At 74.1% G+C, this 18,007-nt stretch carries 20 protein-coding genes and 1 riboswitch; of the genes, 11 read left to right on the top strand and 9 right to left on the bottom strand.

From position 1 onward, the window contains the following. The first annotated feature begins 2 nt into the window (after positions 1-2). The 6 genes from ACZ6D7_RS34885 (at position 3) to ACZ6D7_RS34910 (ending at position 5,891) form a co-directional block, all read left to right on the top strand. A complete protein-coding gene (locus ACZ6D7_RS34885) occupies positions 3-776 on the top strand; it encodes an SRPBCC family protein (protein WP_469499832.1) in 774 nt (257 codons plus the stop codon). After that, positions 776-991 carry a hypothetical protein gene (locus ACZ6D7_RS34890; protein ID WP_469499834.1) on the top strand — a complete coding sequence of 72 codons (216 nt, stop codon included), beginning with the start codon at positions 776-778 and terminating at the stop codon, positions 989-991. Before ACZ6D7_RS34885 ends, ACZ6D7_RS34890 begins: the two co-directional genes overlap by 1 nt. Before the next feature lie 22 nt (positions 992-1,013). Beyond that, positions 1,014-1,799: a thioesterase II family protein gene (locus ACZ6D7_RS34895; RefSeq protein ID WP_469499836.1), complete on the top strand. Its 786-nt coding sequence runs from the start codon at positions 1,014-1,016 to the stop codon at positions 1,797-1,799. Positions 1,800-1,828: 29 nt separating this feature from the next. Further along, on the top strand, positions 1,829-3,094 hold the full coding sequence (locus ACZ6D7_RS34900; RefSeq protein WP_469499838.1) for a cytochrome P450: 1,266 nt from the start codon (positions 1,829-1,831) through the stop codon (positions 3,092-3,094). Between the two features lie 170 nt (positions 3,095-3,264). Next, on the top strand, positions 3,265-5,388 hold the full coding sequence (locus ACZ6D7_RS34905) for a xanthine dehydrogenase family protein molybdopterin-binding subunit (protein ID WP_469499919.1): 2,124 nt from the start codon (positions 3,265-3,267) through the stop codon (positions 5,386-5,388). Between the two features lie 47 nt (positions 5,389-5,435). Beyond that, positions 5,436-5,891: a (2Fe-2S)-binding protein gene (locus tag ACZ6D7_RS34910; RefSeq protein WP_469499839.1), complete on the top strand. Its 456-nt coding sequence runs from the start codon at positions 5,436-5,438 to the stop codon at positions 5,889-5,891. Between the two features lie 66 nt (positions 5,892-5,957). Here ACZ6D7_RS34910 and ACZ6D7_RS34915 read toward each other — a convergent pair whose 3' ends face one another. Together ACZ6D7_RS34915 and ACZ6D7_RS34920 are read right to left on the bottom strand one after the other, a co-directional pair. Next, positions 5,958-6,614, bottom strand: a complete 657-nt coding sequence (locus tag ACZ6D7_RS34915; RefSeq protein WP_469499841.1) for a DUF3105 domain-containing protein — start codon at positions 6,612-6,614, stop codon at positions 5,958-5,960. A gap of 190 nt (positions 6,615-6,804) precedes the next feature. Beyond that, complete coding sequence (locus ACZ6D7_RS34920; protein WP_469499843.1) at positions 6,805-7,251, bottom strand: hypothetical protein; 447 nt, start codon at positions 7,249-7,251, stop codon at positions 6,805-6,807. A 222-nt stretch (positions 7,252-7,473) separates the two neighbouring features. Here ACZ6D7_RS34920 and ACZ6D7_RS34925 point away from each other — a divergent pair, with 222 nt between their 5' ends. Continuing rightward, complete coding sequence (locus ACZ6D7_RS34925) at positions 7,474-7,986, top strand: hypothetical protein (protein WP_469499845.1); 513 nt, start codon at positions 7,474-7,476, stop codon at positions 7,984-7,986. A 117-nt stretch (positions 7,987-8,103) separates the two neighbouring features. Further along, positions 8,104-9,576, top strand: coding sequence for an FAD-binding protein (locus ACZ6D7_RS34930; RefSeq protein WP_469499847.1), 1,473 nt, complete (start codon positions 8,104-8,106; stop codon positions 9,574-9,576). Between the two features lie 92 nt (positions 9,577-9,668). Here the strand turns inward: ACZ6D7_RS34930 and ACZ6D7_RS34935 are convergent, their stop codons facing one another. From ACZ6D7_RS34935 to ACZ6D7_RS34960, 6 genes are read right to left on the bottom strand one after another with little or no spacing between them, the layout of a single operon-like run. After that, complete coding sequence (locus tag ACZ6D7_RS34935) at positions 9,669-10,421, bottom strand: DUF1775 domain-containing protein (protein WP_469499849.1); 753 nt, start codon at positions 10,419-10,421, stop codon at positions 9,669-9,671. After that, on the bottom strand, positions 10,352-11,164 hold the full coding sequence (locus ACZ6D7_RS34940; RefSeq protein ID WP_469499851.1) for a hypothetical protein: 813 nt from the start codon (positions 11,162-11,164) through the stop codon (positions 10,352-10,354). The genes ACZ6D7_RS34935 and ACZ6D7_RS34940 overlap by 70 nt, the downstream gene beginning before the upstream one ends. Before the next feature lie 37 nt (positions 11,165-11,201). Continuing rightward, positions 11,202-12,047: an energy-coupling factor ABC transporter ATP-binding protein gene (locus ACZ6D7_RS34945; RefSeq protein ID WP_469499852.1), complete on the bottom strand. Its 846-nt coding sequence runs from the start codon at positions 12,045-12,047 to the stop codon at positions 11,202-11,204. Further along, positions 12,044-12,793 carry a cobalt ECF transporter T component CbiQ gene (cbiQ, locus tag ACZ6D7_RS34950; RefSeq protein WP_469499854.1) on the bottom strand — a complete coding sequence of 250 codons (750 nt, stop codon included), beginning with the start codon at positions 12,791-12,793 and terminating at the stop codon, positions 12,044-12,046. Before cbiQ ends, ACZ6D7_RS34945 begins: the two co-directional genes overlap by 4 nt. 3 nt (positions 12,794-12,796) lie before the next feature. Next, positions 12,797-13,279 (bottom strand): energy-coupling factor ABC transporter substrate-binding protein, encoded by a 483-nt coding sequence (locus ACZ6D7_RS34955; protein ID WP_469499856.1) that lies wholly within the window; start codon positions 13,277-13,279, stop codon positions 12,797-12,799. After that, positions 13,276-14,031, bottom strand: a complete 756-nt coding sequence (locus ACZ6D7_RS34960) for an energy-coupling factor ABC transporter permease (protein WP_469499857.1) — start codon at positions 14,029-14,031, stop codon at positions 13,276-13,278. The genes ACZ6D7_RS34955 and ACZ6D7_RS34960 overlap by 4 nt, the downstream gene beginning before the upstream one ends. Before the next feature lie 30 nt (positions 14,032-14,061). Then, a riboswitch (cobalamin riboswitch) is annotated at positions 14,062-14,244 on the bottom strand. Between the two features lie 198 nt (positions 14,245-14,442). Between ACZ6D7_RS34960 and ACZ6D7_RS34965 the strand changes: the two genes are divergently transcribed. From ACZ6D7_RS34965 to ACZ6D7_RS34975, 3 genes are all read left to right on the top strand, one after another. Next, positions 14,443-15,234 (top strand): cobalt-precorrin-6A reductase, encoded by a 792-nt coding sequence (locus ACZ6D7_RS34965; protein ID WP_469499858.1) that lies wholly within the window; start codon positions 14,443-14,445, stop codon positions 15,232-15,234. A gap of 145 nt (positions 15,235-15,379) precedes the next feature. After that, on the top strand, positions 15,380-15,832 hold the full coding sequence (locus ACZ6D7_RS34970) for a hypothetical protein (protein ID WP_469499860.1): 453 nt from the start codon (positions 15,380-15,382) through the stop codon (positions 15,830-15,832). Positions 15,833-15,917: 85 nt separating this feature from the next. After that, positions 15,918-16,559 (top strand): superoxide dismutase, encoded by a 642-nt coding sequence (locus ACZ6D7_RS34975; protein ID WP_469499862.1) that lies wholly within the window; start codon positions 15,918-15,920, stop codon positions 16,557-16,559. 64 nt (positions 16,560-16,623) lie between these two features. Here ACZ6D7_RS34975 and ACZ6D7_RS34980 read toward each other — a convergent pair whose 3' ends face one another. Beyond that, positions 16,624-17,967, bottom strand: a complete 1,344-nt coding sequence (locus tag ACZ6D7_RS34980; protein WP_469499864.1) for a hypothetical protein — start codon at positions 17,965-17,967, stop codon at positions 16,624-16,626. Positions 17,968-18,007 lie beyond the last annotated feature (40 nt).

The following is an 18,007-nucleotide window of genomic DNA, read 5'->3' on the forward strand; positions in this document are numbered from 1 at the left end:
GCATGTCCCGCGAGTTCCGGGTGCGCCGCGAGCAGGTGCTGCCCGCCCCGCCCGAACAGGTGTGGAACGCGGTCGCCACCGGCGAGGGCAACCTCGGCTGGCTGTACCCGATGGACATCGAGCCCCGGGTCGGCGGTGCCGTCTCGCGCGGCTCGGCCACCGTCGTCACCTGGGAGCCGCCCCACCGGTTCGCCTGCCGCACCCCCGACCAGGACGGCTTCACCAACACCCTCGACTACGCCGTCACCCCGCACGGCGAGGCGGGCGCCCTGTTGTCCATGGGCATCCACTGGGTGCACACCGGCACCCCCGACGACGGCTGGGACACCCGCGCCGACGCCGCCGAGCGGCACTTCGACTTCTACCGGCACAGCCTCGCCGAGTACCTGCGCCACTTCGCCGGCCGCCCCGCCCGTTACGTCAGGGCCACCGGGTCGGGCCCGGCCGGACCCGGCGCCCTCACCGCCGTACGCGAACGGCTCGGGATGCCCGCCGGGGCCGGAGCCGGGGACACGGTGAAGGTGACCCTGCCGCACCGGCCCGGCGGGGTGGACGGGCCCCAGGAGGCGGTCGTCGATCAGGTCGAGACCGGTTTCCTCGGGTTGCGCACCGCCGACGCCCTGTACCGCTTCTACGACGGAAGCCCCTGGGAGTGGCCCCTGTGGCTCGGCCACCACCTGTTCGCGCCGGCCGGGGACAGGGACGGGTCCGCGGATGCCGACACCGAGGCCGCCACGCGTGCCTGGGAGAGCTGGCTGGCGGAGGTGGCCGCCTGATGGAGACCACCCAGGGCACCCAGAGCACCCAGAGCACCCGGACCACCCCCCTCTACTCGGCCGAACTCGTCGAGGAGAACGGCGTCTACACGCTCGTCGTCACCGATCTGCGCCAGGACACCGTGCAGACCGCGCAGGTCCCCAAGCGGGCCGTGGACAAGCTGCCCTACTTCCTGTCGCTCCTCGGCTCCCGTCAGTTCAGCGCGTTCCGCTAGCCCCGTTGGAGGCCGCCCGACCATGGCGCCCACATCTCTCACGACCGCCGCGTTCCCCGCTCCCCGCTCGCACCACGCGGACCGCTGGCTGCGGGTGCACCAGTGCCGCGCGCCCCGGCCCGCCCGCCGCCTGGTGTGCTTCCCGCACGCCGGCGGCACCGCCCACCTCTTCCACGGCTGGCCCGCCCGACTGCCCGACGACGTCGAACTCCTCGCCGTGCGCTACCCCGGCCGCCAGGACCGGCTGGCCGAGCCGTGCGCCGAGGACATGGCCGAACTCGCCGACGCCGTCACCGAGGCCCTCGCCCCGTACACCGGCCTGCCGCTCGCCCTGTTCGGCCACAGCATGGGCTCCGCCGTCGCCTACGAGGTGGCGCTGCGCCTTCAGGCCCGGGGCGCGGGCCCCGCGCACCTGTTGGTCTCCGGGCGCGCCGCCCCGCACCGCGCCCGCCCGGCCGGCGTCCCCGACGGCGACGACGAGGCCCTCCTCGCCACCGTGCGCGCCCTGGGCGACCACCAGTCGGAGGCGTACGACATCCCCGAGCTGAGGGATCTCCTGCTGCCGGCCCTGCGCGCCGACTACCGCCTCATCGAGCACTACCGTCCCTCCCGTCCCGTGCCGCTGCGCGCCCCCGTCACCGCGTACACCGGCCGCGACGACAGCAGTTGCCCGGCGCCGGACGTCGCCGCCTGGGCGGAGCTGACCGGACCCGGCGGCTTCGCCCTGCGCGCCTTCCCCGGCGACCACTTCTTCCTCGTCCCGCACGAGGCGGACCTGGTGGCCGACATCGCCGCCCGGATCCTGTGAACCGGCCCTCATCGCAAGGGAGTCGACCCATGCCGAACCCTGCGGACGTCCTCACTCGGCGCCCGTCCGACGAGCTGTACCTCCTCGACCCCGAACTGCTCGCCGACCCCGTCGGCGGCTACGGCCGGGTCCGGGAACAGGGCCCCGTGGTGCGCGCCTGGCTCACCGACACCCAGCCCGTGTGGCTGGTCACCCGCTACGACGACGTCCGCGAGGGCCTGCGCGACGCCCGCTTCGTCAGCAGCCCCGCAGCCGTCGAGGGCCACACCGGGGAGGACCCGCGCCGCGCCCTCGTCGACATGCTGAACCTGCCGGACGACGTCCGGAAGTACTTCCTCGTCTCCGCCCTGGACACCGACCCGCCGGCCCACACCCGGACCCGCGGCGCCGTCAACCGGGCGTTCGGGGCCCGCCGTATGCAGGCCCTGCGGCCGCGTGTCGGCCAGGTCGCCGCCGCTCTCCTGGACGACCTGCGCCGCGGCTCGGCGGACGGCGTCCTGGAACTGGTCGACGGTTACGCCTACCCGCTGGCCGTCACCGTCGTGTGCGAGCTGGTCGGGGTGCCCGAGGAGGACCGCGCGGCCTTCCGCCGCTGGGGCGACGACATCCTCCTCAGGGAACCGGAGCGGCTGCGGGAGTCCTCCCCGGCCGTCGTCGGGACCGTCCTTCGGCTGCTGGAGCGGCGGCGCCGGGAACCCGCCGACGACCTGCTGAGCGTCCTGGCCGTCGGCGACCCCCGGCACCCGCTGACCGAGGAGGAGGCGGTGGCGATGGTCCTCAACGTCGTCATGGCCGGCTACGACAACACCGCCCAGCTGATCGTCAACAGCCTCGCCGCGCTGCTCACCCACCCGGAGCAGCTGAAGCTCCTCCAGGCCGATCCGCAGCTGATGCCCGGGGCGGTCCAGGAGTTCGTCCGCTGGTGCGGGCCCGACATCATGGTGCGGATGCGGATCGCCGCCGAGGACCTCGATCTCCACGGCACGCCGATCCGGCGCGGCGACTGCGTCCAGTTCGTGCTGGTCTCCGCCAACCGTGATCCGCGCCGGTACCGCGACCCCGACCGCCTGGACCTCACCCGGCTGCCGGCCGACGGCTCCGAGGGGCACATCGGGTTCGGCCACGGCATCCACTACTGCGTGGGCGCCTCCCTCTCCCGGCTCCAGTGCGAGATCGCCCTGCACACCCTCCTCGACCGCCATCCCGGCCTGCGCCTCGCCGAGGGCGCGAGCCTCACGCGCGACGTCATCCTCGGCACACCGCCGCGGCTGCCGAGGCTGCTCGTGACGACGTAGGCCCGGCCTGGATCCGACCGGGTGGAGCGAGTACCCGTCTCGCAGGCAACCTAGAGGCCCCTCCGTCCCTCCTACCGGGCGAAGTACCGGGAAGCGGGTTCGCACCGAACCCGTCCGGGAGGCATGGAGAGGAGTGTCCGGTGGCCCGTCCCCTGTCCCGCCGCAGGTTCATGGTCTACTCGCTCGCGGCGTCCACCCTGACCGTCGCGGCGCCCCTCGGCTGCGACACCTCGTCCGCGGCGGGCGCCGAGCCCGCCCGCGCGGCGTCCGACGTCCTGGTGACCGGCACCGACGAGGAGATGCTCGTCCTCCAGGTCACCCCGGCCAACAGGGTCGTCGTCCGGCTGCCGCGCGTCGAGGTCGGGCAGGGCGTCACCACCGCCGTCGCCATGATGATCGCCGAGGAACTGGACGCCCGGCTCGCCGACGTCGACATCCCCCTCGCCGACGCCCGCCCCCGGGGCAACCAGTACACCGGCGGCTCCAGCTCGGTCCGTTCGTTGTACGGCCCGGCCCGCGAACTGGCCGCCGTGGCGCGCGCCAGGCTGGTGACCGCGGCCGCCCGCCGCTGGGGCCTGCCCGCGTGGACCCTGCGCACCCGGGACACGAAGGTGTTCGCGCCGGACGGCCGCTCGGCCACCTTCGGCTCGCTGACCGCGAGCGCCGCCCGGATCACCCGGACCACCGTGTCGAGTCGGCCCAAACCGGCCTCCCGGCACCGGGTGATCGGCACGCCCACGACCCGGATCGACGCCCGGGACATCGTCACGGGCAAGGCGAAGTACGCCGGTGACCTGGCGGTCGCCGGGGCGAAGCCGACCGTCGTGGCGCGGCCGCCGACGCTGGGCGGGAAACTCGTCTCGGTCGACGACCGGGCGGCCCGCGCGATGCCCGGCGTCCACGCGGTCGTCAAGGTTCCCGGCGGTGTCGCCGTGGTGGCGGACTCCTTCCACCACGCCTTCCAGGCCAAGGACGCGCTGCGGATCACCTGGGCTCCGGGCCCGCTCGCGTCGCTCTCCGACGCCGCGATCCGCTCCCGGCTGCGGGCCGCCGTCCCCCGGCTCGGCACCCCGCCGAGCGGATCGGTACAGACGGAGGGCGAGTTCGAGTTCGCCTTCGTCGGCCACGCCCCCATGGAGGTGCTCACCGCGGTCGCGGACGTCCGCGCCGACCGGGCCGAGATCTGGTTCTCCTCCCAGGCGCCGATGGACGCGCGGGACGCCGTCGCCTCGCTGGTCGGGCTGCCCGCGGCGAAGGTGAAGGTTCATGTCCTGCGCGGCGGCGGCTCGTTCGGCCGGCGGCTGAACCATGACGCCGCGATCGAGGCGGCCCTGATCTCGAAGAAGGCCCGGCGGCCGGTCAAGCTGATGTGGAGCCGCGCGGACGACGTCCGGCACGGCCGGATGCGCCCGGCCAGCCACCACCGGATCCGGGCCAGCCACGCCCGGGGCCGGGTGGTCGCCTTCACCCACGCGACGGCCTCGGTCAGCGAGGCGTACGACGGACAGGGACTGTCCGCGCAGGGCGGCGCGTCCCCCCTCGCCACCCCCCTCGCCTCTCCCTTCGCGACCGCGCTGGTCGCCCGCGCCGCGGGACCGCTGCCCAGTGACAGCGGCCTCTACAACTTCGGCCGCGTCGACGGGGACTCGGGCTCCGTCGACCTCGCGGCGATCCCCCTCGGACCCTGGCGCTCGGTGGACTCCGGGACCATGCGCACCGCCGAGGAGATCCTCGTCGACGAGGTGGCCCGGGCCCTGCGCAAGGACCCGGTCGCCTTCCGGCGCACCACTCTGCGCAGCAAGACCCTCAGAGCCGTGCTCAACAAGGCCGCGTCCGCCGGGCACTGGGGCCGGACCCTGCCGGCCGGCCAGGCCCAGGGCGTCGCCGTCCACGAGGAGTACGGCTCGTGCGTGGCCTGCCTCGCCGAGATCGACGTCACCGACCCGGAACACCCCCGGGTGACCAGAGTGGTGATGGCGGCCGACGTCGGAACGGCCGTCAACCCGCGAGGACTCGAGGCCCAGCTCATGGGTACCGCCGTCGACGGCATCTCCACCGTCCTGACGGCCGGCCTCCACATCGACCGGGGCGCGGTCCGGGAGAGCAGTTACGCCGACTTCCGCTACGCCCGCCAGCGCGACGCCCCGCTGCACTTCGAGGCGCATCTGATGCCCTCGCGGCGGGAGCCGGGCGGCGCGGGCGAACTCGGCGTCCCCGCCGCGGCTGCCGCGGTCGCCAACGCCTACGCCCGCGCCACCGGCACCAGGCCCCGCCGATTCCCGCTGGACTTCTGAGCCACCGCCCTCAGGGCCCTGGACTCCCCGACCTCTGGAAGGTGCAGATGCCGTCCCACTCCTTCGTCCTCAACGGCGAACCGGTCACCGTCGACGCGCCGGCCGACATGCCGCTGCTGTGGGTGCTGCGGGACCTGCTGAACGTCACCGGGCCCAAGTACGGCTGCGGCGTGGGCGTCTGCCGTGCCTGTACGAGCCACCTCGACGGCGCGGAGATCCAGCCCTGTGTCGTCCCGGTCGCCGACTGCGCGGGCCGCGAGGTCACCACTATCGAGGGCCTGGCCGACGGCGACGAACTGCACCCCGTGCAACAGGCCTGGCTCGACTGCGACGTGGCGCAGTGCGGCTTCTGCCAGCCGGGCCAGATCATGACGGCGGCCGCCCTGCTCGCGCGGACGCCCGAGCCGACCGACGCCGACATCGACCGGATCGAGAACGTCTGCCGCTGCGGCACGTACGCCCGGATCCGCGAGGCGATCAAGAAGGCCGCGGCCCAGGGCTGACCGCCACCGCAGCCGGGCGGTTCCCGGCGGCACGGACGCGCGGCGCGCCCGTGCCGCCGGCGGCCGTCACGCGCCGGTCAGCCCGTTGGTGCAGGCGGCACCGGGCTCCGGGGTCTGCGCCCCCTGGACGTACTTGGTGAAGAACTGCTCGACCCGGGGGTCGGACGCCTTCGCCACGACGAGCTGGCGGCCCCAGGCCGACAGCGTGATCGCCCCGGACTGGTCCTCGACCGGGCTCATCAGCGTGTAGGGCGTCCTGGAGACCTTGTCGGTCAGCGCCTCGACGTCGGCCTTCGCCGCCTTCGCGTTGTACGTGACCCAGACCGCGCCGTGCTCCAGCGAGTGCACGGCGTTCTCGTTCGGTATGGCCTTCGTGTAGACCGTGCCGTCACAGGTCATCCACGCCTGGTGGTGGTCGCCGCCGACGGGCGGGTTCATCGGGTAGTCGACCGCTTCCTTGACGTGGTTGCGCGCGAGCTTCTTCGCGTCCCAGCTCTTCTCGCCCCGCACCGGCTTCTTCGCCTCGGCGGCCCGCTGCTCCTCCTTCTCGTCGGCGCGGTTGATCGCGTACGCGCCCCAGCCGATCAGCCCGGCGACGATGACCGTGCTCAGGGTGATGGTGATGGCCCGGTTGCGCCGCTCGCGGGCCTGCTCGGCGCGGCGCATCGCCTCGATGCGCTCCTTGCGGCCGGCGGCCGCGGCCTTCTTGCTGGTCTTGCTCATGGGGATGTCCTCGTTTCTCCCGCGCACGGGGTCGCCGTGCGGCGGGACGGATACGACGGGAAGACGGACGGCGTACGCCACGGAGCCCATCGGAGAACACATGCGTGAGCTGCGTGAGCACCTGCGTGAGCCCATGGGTGAGCACCTGCGTGCGCGTGTGCACGCGGTGGCCGTGGCGCCGGGCGGCCGTCTAGGTCCGCTGTACCTGGAGGACGTGGAGATCGGGCGCGGCGTCGGGGGGTGGGCGTCCGGTGGGGAGCGCGGGGGCGTCCGGCGGAGCGGGAGGGCCCAGGACACGGCGCAGCAGGGTCGGCGCGGCCTGGACGGGCGCGGCGAGCACCGCGCCGTCGGCGTGGACGGCCGGGACGCAGCAGCTGCCGCCCGCCGGGCAGACCCCCCGGAACACGGTCCGCTCGGGGTGGTGCGCGGCCGGATCGTCCGCCGTCGGCCGCCCCGAAGAGGCCGTGCCGGACGCGGCGGGGACGGTGTGCTGGGCGACCACGCCCGGTGTCCCGTGGCCCAGGCACGTCAGCAGCGCGGCGAGCAGCACGGCCAGGGCAGGCAACAGCGCCACGGTCCGCGTGGCCCCCCACGCGCCGCGGTTCCCGCGCTGCGCCAGCGGCGCCCTGCTCGTCATCACGGGTGATGCTATGCCGTGCCTGTGGATCGCGTGCCGGTCGGGTCGGCATCGGCGATCACGGCAGCCCGGCGTACCAGGCGTACCAGGTGAACGAGGCGAACGCGGTGAACAAGGTGAACAACCGTCACGGACCGTCCGTACCTCTGGGCAGTCGTCGTCCCGTCCGCCCCGTCCGCCGGTGCGGGCGGGAACAGGGTGGACCGGAACACGGAGAGGCACGTGCCACAGCAGTCGCAGCGAGGAACCACCGGCCGAAGCACATCCACCGCCCGCCTGCTGCGCGGCGCCGCGCTCGTCGTGGGGCTGGCGCTGCTTCCGCTGGCGACGGCGTGCGACGGGGGCACGGACACCGCCGCGGACGCCACGGCGAGCAGCGACCCGTCGAAGGTCTCCGCCGCCCCCGCGGCCGGTGTCGTGGCCCCGGCGAAGGTCGAGGTGATCGCCGGACTGATCGGGTGCGAGTCGGAGATCCGCACCGACGCCGACGAACTGCGCGAGGGCACCTGCCACTCCGCGAAGGCCGACTACCTCATCACCACCTTTCCCGCGGAGAAGTTCAAGCTGACCTGGCTGGACGCCGCCGCCATCTACGGGGGCACCTACCTGGTCGGCCCCCAGTGGGTCGTCAGCGCCAAGCCCGAACTGCTGGAACAGGCCCGCGACAAGATCGGCGGGAACATCCAGCAGCTCCGGGGCATGAACGGCGCCACGCCCGCCCCGAGCGCTTCCTGAACGGTCGTCGACGGCCGGGCGTGCGGGGCAAGGGAAAATCCACTACCCGGCGGTAGCAACTGGCCTACGCTGTCGTGGATTTGACCACTTACCAGCGCTTGAGAGGTGGTAGTGCGTATGTCCCGCACACCGTCCAGACGTACCGTTTTACGGGGACTCACCGTCACCGGCACGGCGGTGATCGGCTTCGACACCGCGGCCCGCACCTGGACCGCGACCGCGGCGGAGTCCAGCGCCCAGCCGGCCGGGATCCCCCGGCTGGACGGCACGCTCGTCACCGACACGGCGTCGCGCACCGCCGCGGCCGACGACTACGGACACATCGTCCACCGCCGTCCGCTGGCGGTCCTGCGCCCGGGCTCGGTCCGGGACGTCGTCGCCATGGTCCGGTTCTGCAACGACCACTGTCTGCCGGTCGCGCCGCGCGGCCAGGGACACGCCCCGTACGGCCAGGCGCAGGTGGCGGACGGCCTGGTCATCGAGACCACGCCGCTCGCGGCCATCGGCGCCGTGGGGCCGAACAGCACCACCATCACCGTAGGGGCGGGCGCCAAGTGGAGCGACGTGGCCAGGGCCACCCTCGCCCACGGCCTCACCCCGCCCGTCTTCACCGACTACCTCGAACTGTCCGTCGGCGGCACCCTGTCCGTCGGCGGCCTCGGCGGGCAGGTCCACCGGCACGGCGCCCAGGTCGACAACGTCACCGAACTCCGGGTCGTCACCGGAGCGGGCGAGCTGGTCCGCTGCTCCCCGTCCAAGCGCCCCGACCTCTTCCACGCCGTCCTGGCCGGCCTAGGCCAGTGCGCGATCATCATCGAGGCCACCCTGCGCCTGGTGCCCGCGCCCGAGACGGTCCGCCACTACCAACTGCCCTACGACGACCTGGAGACGTTCCTGGACGACCAGCGCGTGCTCGTCCAGGAAGGCCGGTTCGACTACGTGGAAGGTCAGGTCCACGTAGACGCCCAAGGGGCCTTCCGCGCGTACAGCCTGGAGGCGGTGGCCTACGGTCCGCCGGTCGGCCCCGCACCGGACGACGCGGCCCTGCTGAGCGGTCTGCGCCACGATCCGGCCGGGGTGCAGTACACCGACCGGTCCTACTTCGACTTCCTCGACCGGCTGGCACCGCTGATCGCCTCCCTCAAGGAGGCCGGCTTCTGGACGTACGCCCACCCATGGCTCAACCTCATGCTGCCGGGCTCGGCCGCCGCGTCCGTCAGCGCACCGCTGCTGGAGAATCTCACCCCGGCCGAGCTCGGTCCAGGGGTCATCCTCTTCTACCCGATGCTGAAGGAACGTCTCACCACCCCGCTGCTGCGCACCGCCGACGAGGACGTGTCGTACCTCTTCGACATCCTCGGCGCCACCCCGCCGGACGACACGGCCGCCGTCGACCGTCGGCTGGCGGCCAACCGGTCCGCGTACGAAGCAGCCGTCGCGGCGGGCGGCACGCAGTACCCGGTGGGCAGCATCCCGTTCACGCCCGAGGACTGGCGGGACCACTTCGGCCCGGCCTGGCCGGCGCTGGAGGCCGCGAAGGGCACGTACGACCCGCAGGGGATCCTCGTCCCCGGCCAGGGCGTCTTCTGAGCCCCCGGCACCCGGCGCCGTGAGCGCGGCGCCGGGTGCCGGCCGTCGCCCCGGGGCGGCCCGTGCGGCCCCGGGGCGACGGCGGTTTCGGGTCAGCCCTCGGACGCGCCGGCGGCCCGGCGCCGGACGAGCCACCAGGCCACGCCGCCGAGGACCAGTAGCACGGCGACGGCCCCGCCGACCACCGCGCCGGTGGACGGCCCAGAGTCCTCGTCGGCCGACGCCTGCTTCGGCGACGCCGACGCCGATGCCGAGACCGACTCCGAGGCCGACGGGGGCGTGGAGGGCGACGCCGCCGCCGTCTCGGCGGGCGTGGGGCTCGCGTCGACCGGCTTCGCCCCGGGGGCCGCGGCCTTCAGCTTCAGCAGCGGCGCGGGCTGCTCGGCCTCCTCGCCGTCGGCGGGCAGCTCGATCCACCGGGAGACCTCGCCGTCGCCGTACGTCTCGACGGTCTTGAACGCCAGTTCCTCGGCGTCCGGCAGCTGACGGACCTTCACGCTGTACTCGGCGTCGACACCGGTCTTCAGCGCCGGACCGGCCAGGGTGTAGCCGTCCTTCGACACCGTGAACTTCCAGCCCTCGGGGGCCTTGGCGAGGGTGACGTCGGCGGGGGCGATGCCCTCGGGCAGGACGACCCGCACCTCACGGAAACCGGCGGAGGCGGACTCGGCCTCGGAGACGAAGGTCAGGGTGACGTTCTCCGCGAGCGCCTGGGGGCGGTCGGCCTCGACCTCGGCGTGCGCGGCGGCCGGTGCCGCCAGGGCGAGCGTGGCCGTCAGGACGAGGGCACCGACGACGCCGAGACGGCGGCCGGCCCGCGCCGGGGGACGGACGGGGTGGGACACGGACACAGGGGAACTCCTTGCTGGAACGGGAGGATCCGGCACCGTGACGACCGGTGCCGGTGAAGGACCGAGGGGTTCTCCCGACGCGGTGGGCCCCTGCGCCCCACCGCGTGCTCCAGTACGTCCTCCCACCCCGGCGCCGCCGGCGCCAGGAACGCGCCGCTGCGCCGGCCGGGCGACCTGGGCCGTACCGCCTCCGGGCGGCGCACCGGGCGGGGCAGCACCTGGGCCAGGGCGGCCGCGGCGGCCTTGCCCAGGGTACGCAGCGTGCCGAGCGCGTCCGCCATCCGGGCGTCCGCCCGGTGCAGCAGCCAGGCCACCGCCAGCGCGGCCGCCATGTGCAGCGCGGTCATCGCCGCTCCGCCGTGGTGCCAGGCGTGCCCGTCCCCGGTCGCCGCCGGATGCCCGGCGTGCGCGGGGTGCCCCGGCAGCACCGCGGGCGCGTGGCCGTCCGCGAAGGACAGCGCGAGATGCAGGGCGCCCTGGTTGACCAGCGTGGCCCCGAGGGTCACGGCCGGCGTGAGACGGCGCCGGGCCAGCGGCAGGAACGCGGCGAGCTGGAGGACGACGAGTCCCCCCACGGCCCGCCACGGCACCGCCGCCTCGGCGACCGCCTGATGCCCGAGCAGCGCGAGCACGGTGCCGAGCACGGAGAACATCCCCGCCCGCACCCACACGACCCCGCCCCGCTCCGCACGCCCGCTCACCTCGTCGTATACGGCGGCGCCCGGGGAGCCGTTCACCGGCGGGGGCCGGGAAGCCGGCCTCGGCGAGGACGGGTCACGGTCCGGTGCGCGCCGTCGTCAGGGAGGCCAGTTCCTCCGCGGTGCGGGGGCCGGGTGCCGTGGCGGGCAACAGGCCCTGCGCGCGGAGCAGTTCGGCGGCGGCGATGCCCCACGGCAGCCGCAGCCCCGCCTGTCCGAGCAGGTCCGTACGGGCGAGCATGGCCGCCGCGGGTCCGGTGTGCGCGCCGGACGGGGTGAGCAGGGCCGCGTCGTCGGCCCAGCGCAGCGCGAGGTCGACGTCGTGGGTGGCCATGACCACCGTCGTGCCGGACGCGCGCAGCCCGTCGAGGGTGGCGAGCAGCCGTTCCTGGCCGTCGGGGTCGAGCCCGGCGGTCGGCTCGTCGAGGATCAGGACGCGCGGCCGCATCGCGACGGCGCCCGCGATGGCGGTCCGCTTGCGCTGCCCGTACGACAGCAGATGGGTCGGCCGGTCGGCCAGGCCCGTGATGTCCAGGGCGGCGAGCGCCTCGTCGACCCGGGCCCGCACCTCGGCGTCGGACAGGCCGAGGTTCAGCGGCCCGAACGACACGTCCTGGCCGACGGACGCGGCGAACAGCTGGTCGTCGGGGTCCTGCACCACCAGCTGCACGGTCGTCCGCAGCCGGGTCAGGCCCTTGCGGTCGTACCCGACCGGGCGCCCCTCGACGGCCAGTTCGCCGGTGCGAGGCCGCAGCCCGCCGCTGAGCAGCCGCATCAGCGTGGTCTTGCCGCTGCCGTTGCGGCCCAGCAGGGCGAGCGCCCGTCCGGCGCGGATCTCGAAGTCCAGCCCGTCGAGCACGACGGGGCCGTCCTCGTAGGCGAAGGAGGCGCCGCGCAGGGCGACCAGCACGGGCTCGCTCATGTCAGCGGCCTTTCCAGGACGAAGGTGAGGACGGCCAGCGCCGCGAGGAGCGCGACGCTGACCGCCGTGAAGCGGACGGAGACCCGGGCCTCGGGCACGAGGACGCGCAGGGTGCCGTCGTAGCCGCGCCCGGCCAGCCCGGCCTGGAGCCGCGCGGCCCGGTCGAAGGCCCGGACGAACGCCGTCGCCCCGAGCCCGGCCAGCGCACGCCACTCCGCCGCCCGGCTGGTGTGCCCGAGCCGGGCCGCCTGGGCCTCGCGGATCCGGCGCACGGAGTCCAGCAGCAGGAAGCTCATGCGGTACGTCACCAGCGCCACGTCCACCACGGGCGCGGGCACCCCGGCCTTGACCAGGCGCGGCAGCAGATCGGACATCGGTGTGGTGAAGGCGAACAGCAGGACGCCGAGGGAGGCGGCCGAGGTACGCAGCATCAGCTCCCCGGCGCGCACCGCGCCACCGTCGGCCGGGGCGACGAACCCGTCGGGTCCGCCGACCTGGACGAGCAGCGTGACCGCGCCGGTCGCACAGAATCCCAGCGGCACCCGGTAGGCCCGCCACAGCCGACGGCCCGGCACGCCCGCCGGGCCCAGCAGCACCCCGAGCGCGGTCACCAGCACGAGGGCGGCGCCGGGCCAGGGCGGCAGCGAGACGGCGAGCACGGTCAGGCCCAGTCCGAGCACGGCCTTGTCCACGGGGTGACGGCGGCGCCAGCGACTGCTGTGCGCCGCCGCGTCGATCGGCAGCATCGGCTAGGCCCGTTCGGCGGACTCGGCGACGGGCTTGTCGGACTTCTCGGCGGACGTGTCGGCGGACTCGGTGGCGGGCTTGTCAGCGGACTCGCGGGCCGACTCGGCGGCCGACTCGTGGACGGATGCGTGGACGGATGCGTGGACGGGCCCGTCGGCGGTCGCCGAGTCCTGCCGTGCCAGCGCCCGGAGTTCGCCCTGGCGCCGCCCCCGGTGCAGACCGAAGTAGTAGGCGAGGACCCCCGCGCCGAGCGCCGCCTGGAAGGCGAACAGCGCGGACTCGATGTCCCCGGACGGCGGCTCGTACAGCGGCGAGAACCAGGGCTCGTAGTCCGGCTCGAGCTCGGTGATCGCCGTCTCGGCCTCGGCGTCCGCGCCCGTGAACGGCTCTTCCTTGTGGTCGCCGAGCCCGAGGGCCAGCGGCAGGACGGCCAGCGCGGCCACCACGAACAGCAGCAGGGCGTTGATCTTCGCGTTGCGGCTCATCGGGCCACCGCCCCGGTGCCGGTGCCGGTCTCGGTGCCGGTCTCGGTGCCGGTCTCGGCCTTGGTCCCGGTCCCGGCCTCGGTCCGACCACCGGTCACCAGCACGCCCAGCCGGGTCAGTTCGCCCTTGCTGGACTGCACCAGCAGCCGCATCACGAACACCGTGAGCAGGCCCTCGCTGACCGCGAGCGGGATCTGGGTGACGGCGAAGATGGAGCCGAACTTGCCGAGCGCGCCCAGGAATCCGCTGCCCGGGTCGGGGAACGCCAGCGCCAGCTGCACGCTGGTCACGCAGTAGGTGGACAGGTCGGCGGCGAACGCGCCGAAGAACACCGCGACCATCAGCGGCGCGTCGTAGCGTCGCAGCAGCCGGTAGACCGCGTAACCGGTCCAGGGCCCGACGATCGCCATCGAGAAGACGTTGGCGCCGAGCGTGGTGAGGCCGCCGTGGGCGAGCAGCAGCGCCTGGAAGAGCAGGGTGATGGTGCCCAGTACGGCCATGATCGGCGGCCGGAACAGGATGGCGCCCAGGCCGGTGCCGGTGGGGTGTGAGCAACTTCCCGTCACCGAGGGCAGTTTCAGTGCGGACAGTACGAACGTGAAGGCCCCGGAGGCCCCGAGCAGCAGGGTGCTCTCGGGGTGTTCCCTGACCTCACGGGTGAGCGAGCGGACTCCGTGGACGACGAAGGGTGCGGACGCGACGCCCCAGGCGACCGCGTGCGCCGGCGGGAGGAAACCCTCGGCTATGTGCATGGTTCAGCAGACCCTCTCCAGCACCTCGTGGATGGTTGACGCGCCCCGGCCGGTCTCCTGGCTGACGGGTACCACCGCCCGTGCTCCGCCTTCCCGGGTCCGAAGACCCAGTGGCTGCCCGTGAGGGCTGGAGCCGGACTTCCCGATCACAGTGGCGAGGGCCGCACCGGTTTGACACCGGATTTCCCGTTCACCGAGGCGTGGTGACAGTAGTGCCCGCACAAGGGCCCTGACAAGCGGCAACGGGGGGCGCGAGGGCGTCGTGGTACGGCTCACTCACCGGCGCACACCCCGGTGTGCTTGAGTGGAGAACGCGCCCGCCGCCCGCCCCCTCACTCCCTCCCCCTCCTCCCCTCTTCCCCTCTTCACCCCTTCACCGCCTCACCTCTTCAGGAACGGATCCGGACTCTCGTGCGTGTACTGATCCTCGGCGGCACCACGGAGGCCCGCCGACTGGCCGAGCTGCTGGACGGCGTTCCCGGTCTGACGGTGACCAGTTCGCTCGCCGGGCGGGTCGCCGCTCCCCGGCCGCTCCCGGGTGAGGTCCGCGTCGGCGGGTTCGGCGGAGCGGAGGGGCTGGCCGCCTGGCTGCGGGAGCACGCGGTCGACGCGCTCGTCGACGCCACACATCCCTTCGCCGGGACCATCGCCCGGCACGCGGCGCGGGCCGCCGCCGGCACCGGCGTGCCCCTGCTCGCCGTGCGCCGGCCCGGCTGGGTGCCGGTGCCCGGTGACCGCTGGCACGAGGCCGGTTCGCTGGAGGAGGCCGCCGCGCTGCTGCCCGGGCTCGGCCGGCGGGTGTTCCTCACCACCGGGCGGATCGGTCTGGCCACCTTCGCGGACCTCACCGAACCGTGGTTCCTCGTGCGGTCCGTCGACCCGCCCGAGCCTCCGTACCCGCCCCGGACGGAGGTGCTGCTGGACCGTGGCCCCTTCACCCTCGACGGCGAACGCGAGCTGTTGCGCCGTCACCGGGTGGACGTGGTGGTGACGAAGGACAGCGGGGGAGCGGCCACCGCGCCGAAGCTGACGGCGGCCCGTGAGGCCGGGCTGCCCGTGATCGTGGTCCGCCGGCCTCCGTCCCCCGAGGGCGTTCCGGTCGTCCCCGACCCGGAGGCGGCGGCGCGCTGGATCGCGGAGCACCTGGACCGCGGTCCTCGGGGCGTGCCGACTGAAGGGCGCCCTGACGGAAAGGCATCCTGACGGAAAGGCATCCTGACGGAAGGCGCCCTGACGGAAACCTGACGCGGGCTTTGCCGCTGCCTTCTTGTGCCTGCAAAGGATGCGCAGAAGCCTGGAGGGCGTGGCCGGGAACGGCCGTTCACCGAGAGGTGAGGCCCGCGCCCCCATGAGCACCGCCCCGGAATCCGCCCGTCCCACGAAGGCCGCCGGACGCGGTCCGTCGTGGCGCCGCATCAATACGTCCCTGACCCGCGAGACGTGGACGAGCCTCGCCGGGATGGCCGCGTTCGTCCTGGCCCTGCACGTCGTCGGCTGGGTCACGCTGGTGGCGGTCGTCGTCCCGGCGCACTACAGCGTGGGCGGCGGCGGGACCTTCGGCATCGGGATCGGGGTCACCGCGTACACGCTCGGCATGAGGCACGCCGACCGGGCCGGTCTGCACGGCCCCTTCTGGGACCGGATCGCGGGCCTGGACCTGAACGCTGTCGGCTATGTCGTCGTAGGCCTCTTCCTCGCCACCTGGCTGCTGGCCCTCGTCGTGTGGAAGGCCGGCCGCATCGAGGAGAAGTGGACGGCCCACCCGGCCGGGGCCGGGGCGGCGACACGTCCGGAGTCCTAGGACCGACGACTGATCGGCAGAACAGCACTCTTGCTGTTAGCGTGCAGCTGCATATCACTCGCAATAATGTCGGAGGACGTCGGACATGTCCGTTTACACGCTCCCGGAGCTTCCGTACGACTACGCGGCGCTCGCCCCGGTGATCAGCCCCGAGATCATCGAGCTGCACCACGACAAGCACCACGCGGCGTACGTCAAGGGCGCGAACGACACCCTGGAGCAGCTCGCCGAGGCCCGGGACAAGGCGTCGTGGGGCTCGATCAACGGTCTGGAGAAGAACCTGGCGTTCCATCTCTCCGGGCACATCCTGCACAGCATCTACTGGCACAACATGACCGGCGACGGCGGCGGCGAGCCGTTGGAGGCGGACGGCGTGGGCGAGCTGGCGGACGCGATCGCCGAGTCCTTCGGCTCGTTCGCGAACTTCAAGGCGCAGCTGTCCAAGGCGTCGGCCACGACCCAGGGTTCGGGCTGGGGCGTGCTCGCCTACGAGCCGCTCAGCGGCCACCTGATCGTCGAGCAGGTCTACGACCACCAGGGCAACGTCGGCCAGGGCTCCACCCCGATCCTGGTCTTCGACGCCTGGGAGCACGCCTTCTACCTCCAGTACCGGAACCAGAAGGTCGACTTCATCGAGGCGATGTGGCAGGTCGTCAACTGGCAGGACGTCGCACGGCGCTACGCCGCCGCCAAGGAGCGCGGCGACAGCCTGCTGCTCGCGCCGTGACACCGTGACCCGCTGAGCCCCGGGCCGTCGTCGGTCGACGCCGGCGGCGGCCGGCCCGGGCGGCTCACCACCCGGTGAGCAGCAGATGGTTGAGGAGCAGGGCGAGGACCGCCTGGGCGGCCAGCCAGGCGCGGGGACGGGTGAGGAACGCGCAGGACGGCAGCAGCCACATCGCGAACGGGAGCCAGATCCGCTCCGTCTCCGCCTTGCTCATCCCGGAGAGGTCCGCGACCAGCAGGGCGACGAGAGCGGCGGTTACGAGCAGCGCGAGCCGGACCTCGCCGCGCGGTGCGGTGCGCCGCCGCAGCAGCACGGCCCCCGTGCGCCGCAGCCCCGCCGCCGTCGCCAGGCCCGTGATCAGCACCGCGCAGGCGAGATTGGCCCACACCCAGTAGCCGTACGGGCGCACGCCCCCGGCGCCCTCGTGGTAGCGCGTGACCAGCAGCCGGTACGCCTCCCACCAGTCGAACCCGGCGAGCGTGAACGCCGTCGGCACGACGGCCAGCCCGGCGAGCAGCGCCACGAGCATCACCGGCCGCTCCCGGACCCCGGCCCGGCCGAGCAGCAGCACCGCCGCGCCGAGCGCGGCGAAGAGCGTGAGGCCGTAGGAGAGGTAGCAGGTGAGCCCGAACAGGAGGCCGGACGCCGCCGCCGAGCCCGCCGCCCGGCCCGCCGACCGTGCGGTGACCGCCGTCGCCAGCAGCGCCACCGCCCACGCGGCGACCGCCGCGAAGTACGCGTCGGCCGAGGTGCCCATCCACACCGCCGCCGGGGCCAGCACCAGGAAGGGGGCCGCCCGCCGCGCGAGGTCCTCGCCGGCCAGCGCCCGCACCGCGACGAGCACGGCCACGCACGCCGTCGCGCCGGCCACGACGCACCAGATCCCGGCCCAGCCGCCGCCCCGCAGCCCGATCCGGTCGAGCAGCACGAAGGTCAGCGTGGCCGCCGGCGGGTGTCCGGCGACATGGGCGGGCCAGTTGTCGGGGGAGTCGAGCAGGATGTGCCCGGTGAAGCCCCGCAGGGCGGCGGGGACGTCGTGGAACCGGTCGACGACCTGGAGATACTCGTGGCGGGTGGTGAGCCGTGCGGCGATACCCCGCTGCCAGCCGTCGATGAGGGCGAGGGAGACGATCCACGCCGTGGCCGTGCCCCAGACGGCCGCCGACAGGGCGCGCCAGGGCAGCCGTACGGCCAGGACGGGGCCGTACGCCGTCACGGCCGCGGCCACCAGCAGGGCGGCCGGGGTGCCGGGTCCGGTGTGCGGACCCCAGGTGGCCAGCAGCGGGGGCCAGTTCACGAACAGCGTGTGGTGGGTGTCCTGGAGGTGGCCGCCGACCAGCACGGCCACGACGACGAGCAGGGCGGCGGCAGAGGCGGCGCACAGATCACGCGGGAGGGAGCGGGTCACACCGGCACGCTAGGCCGAGCGGAGGGCGGCGAACCGCGTC

The sequence above is a fragment of the Streptomyces sp. NPDC041784 genome (assembly GCF_055591025.1).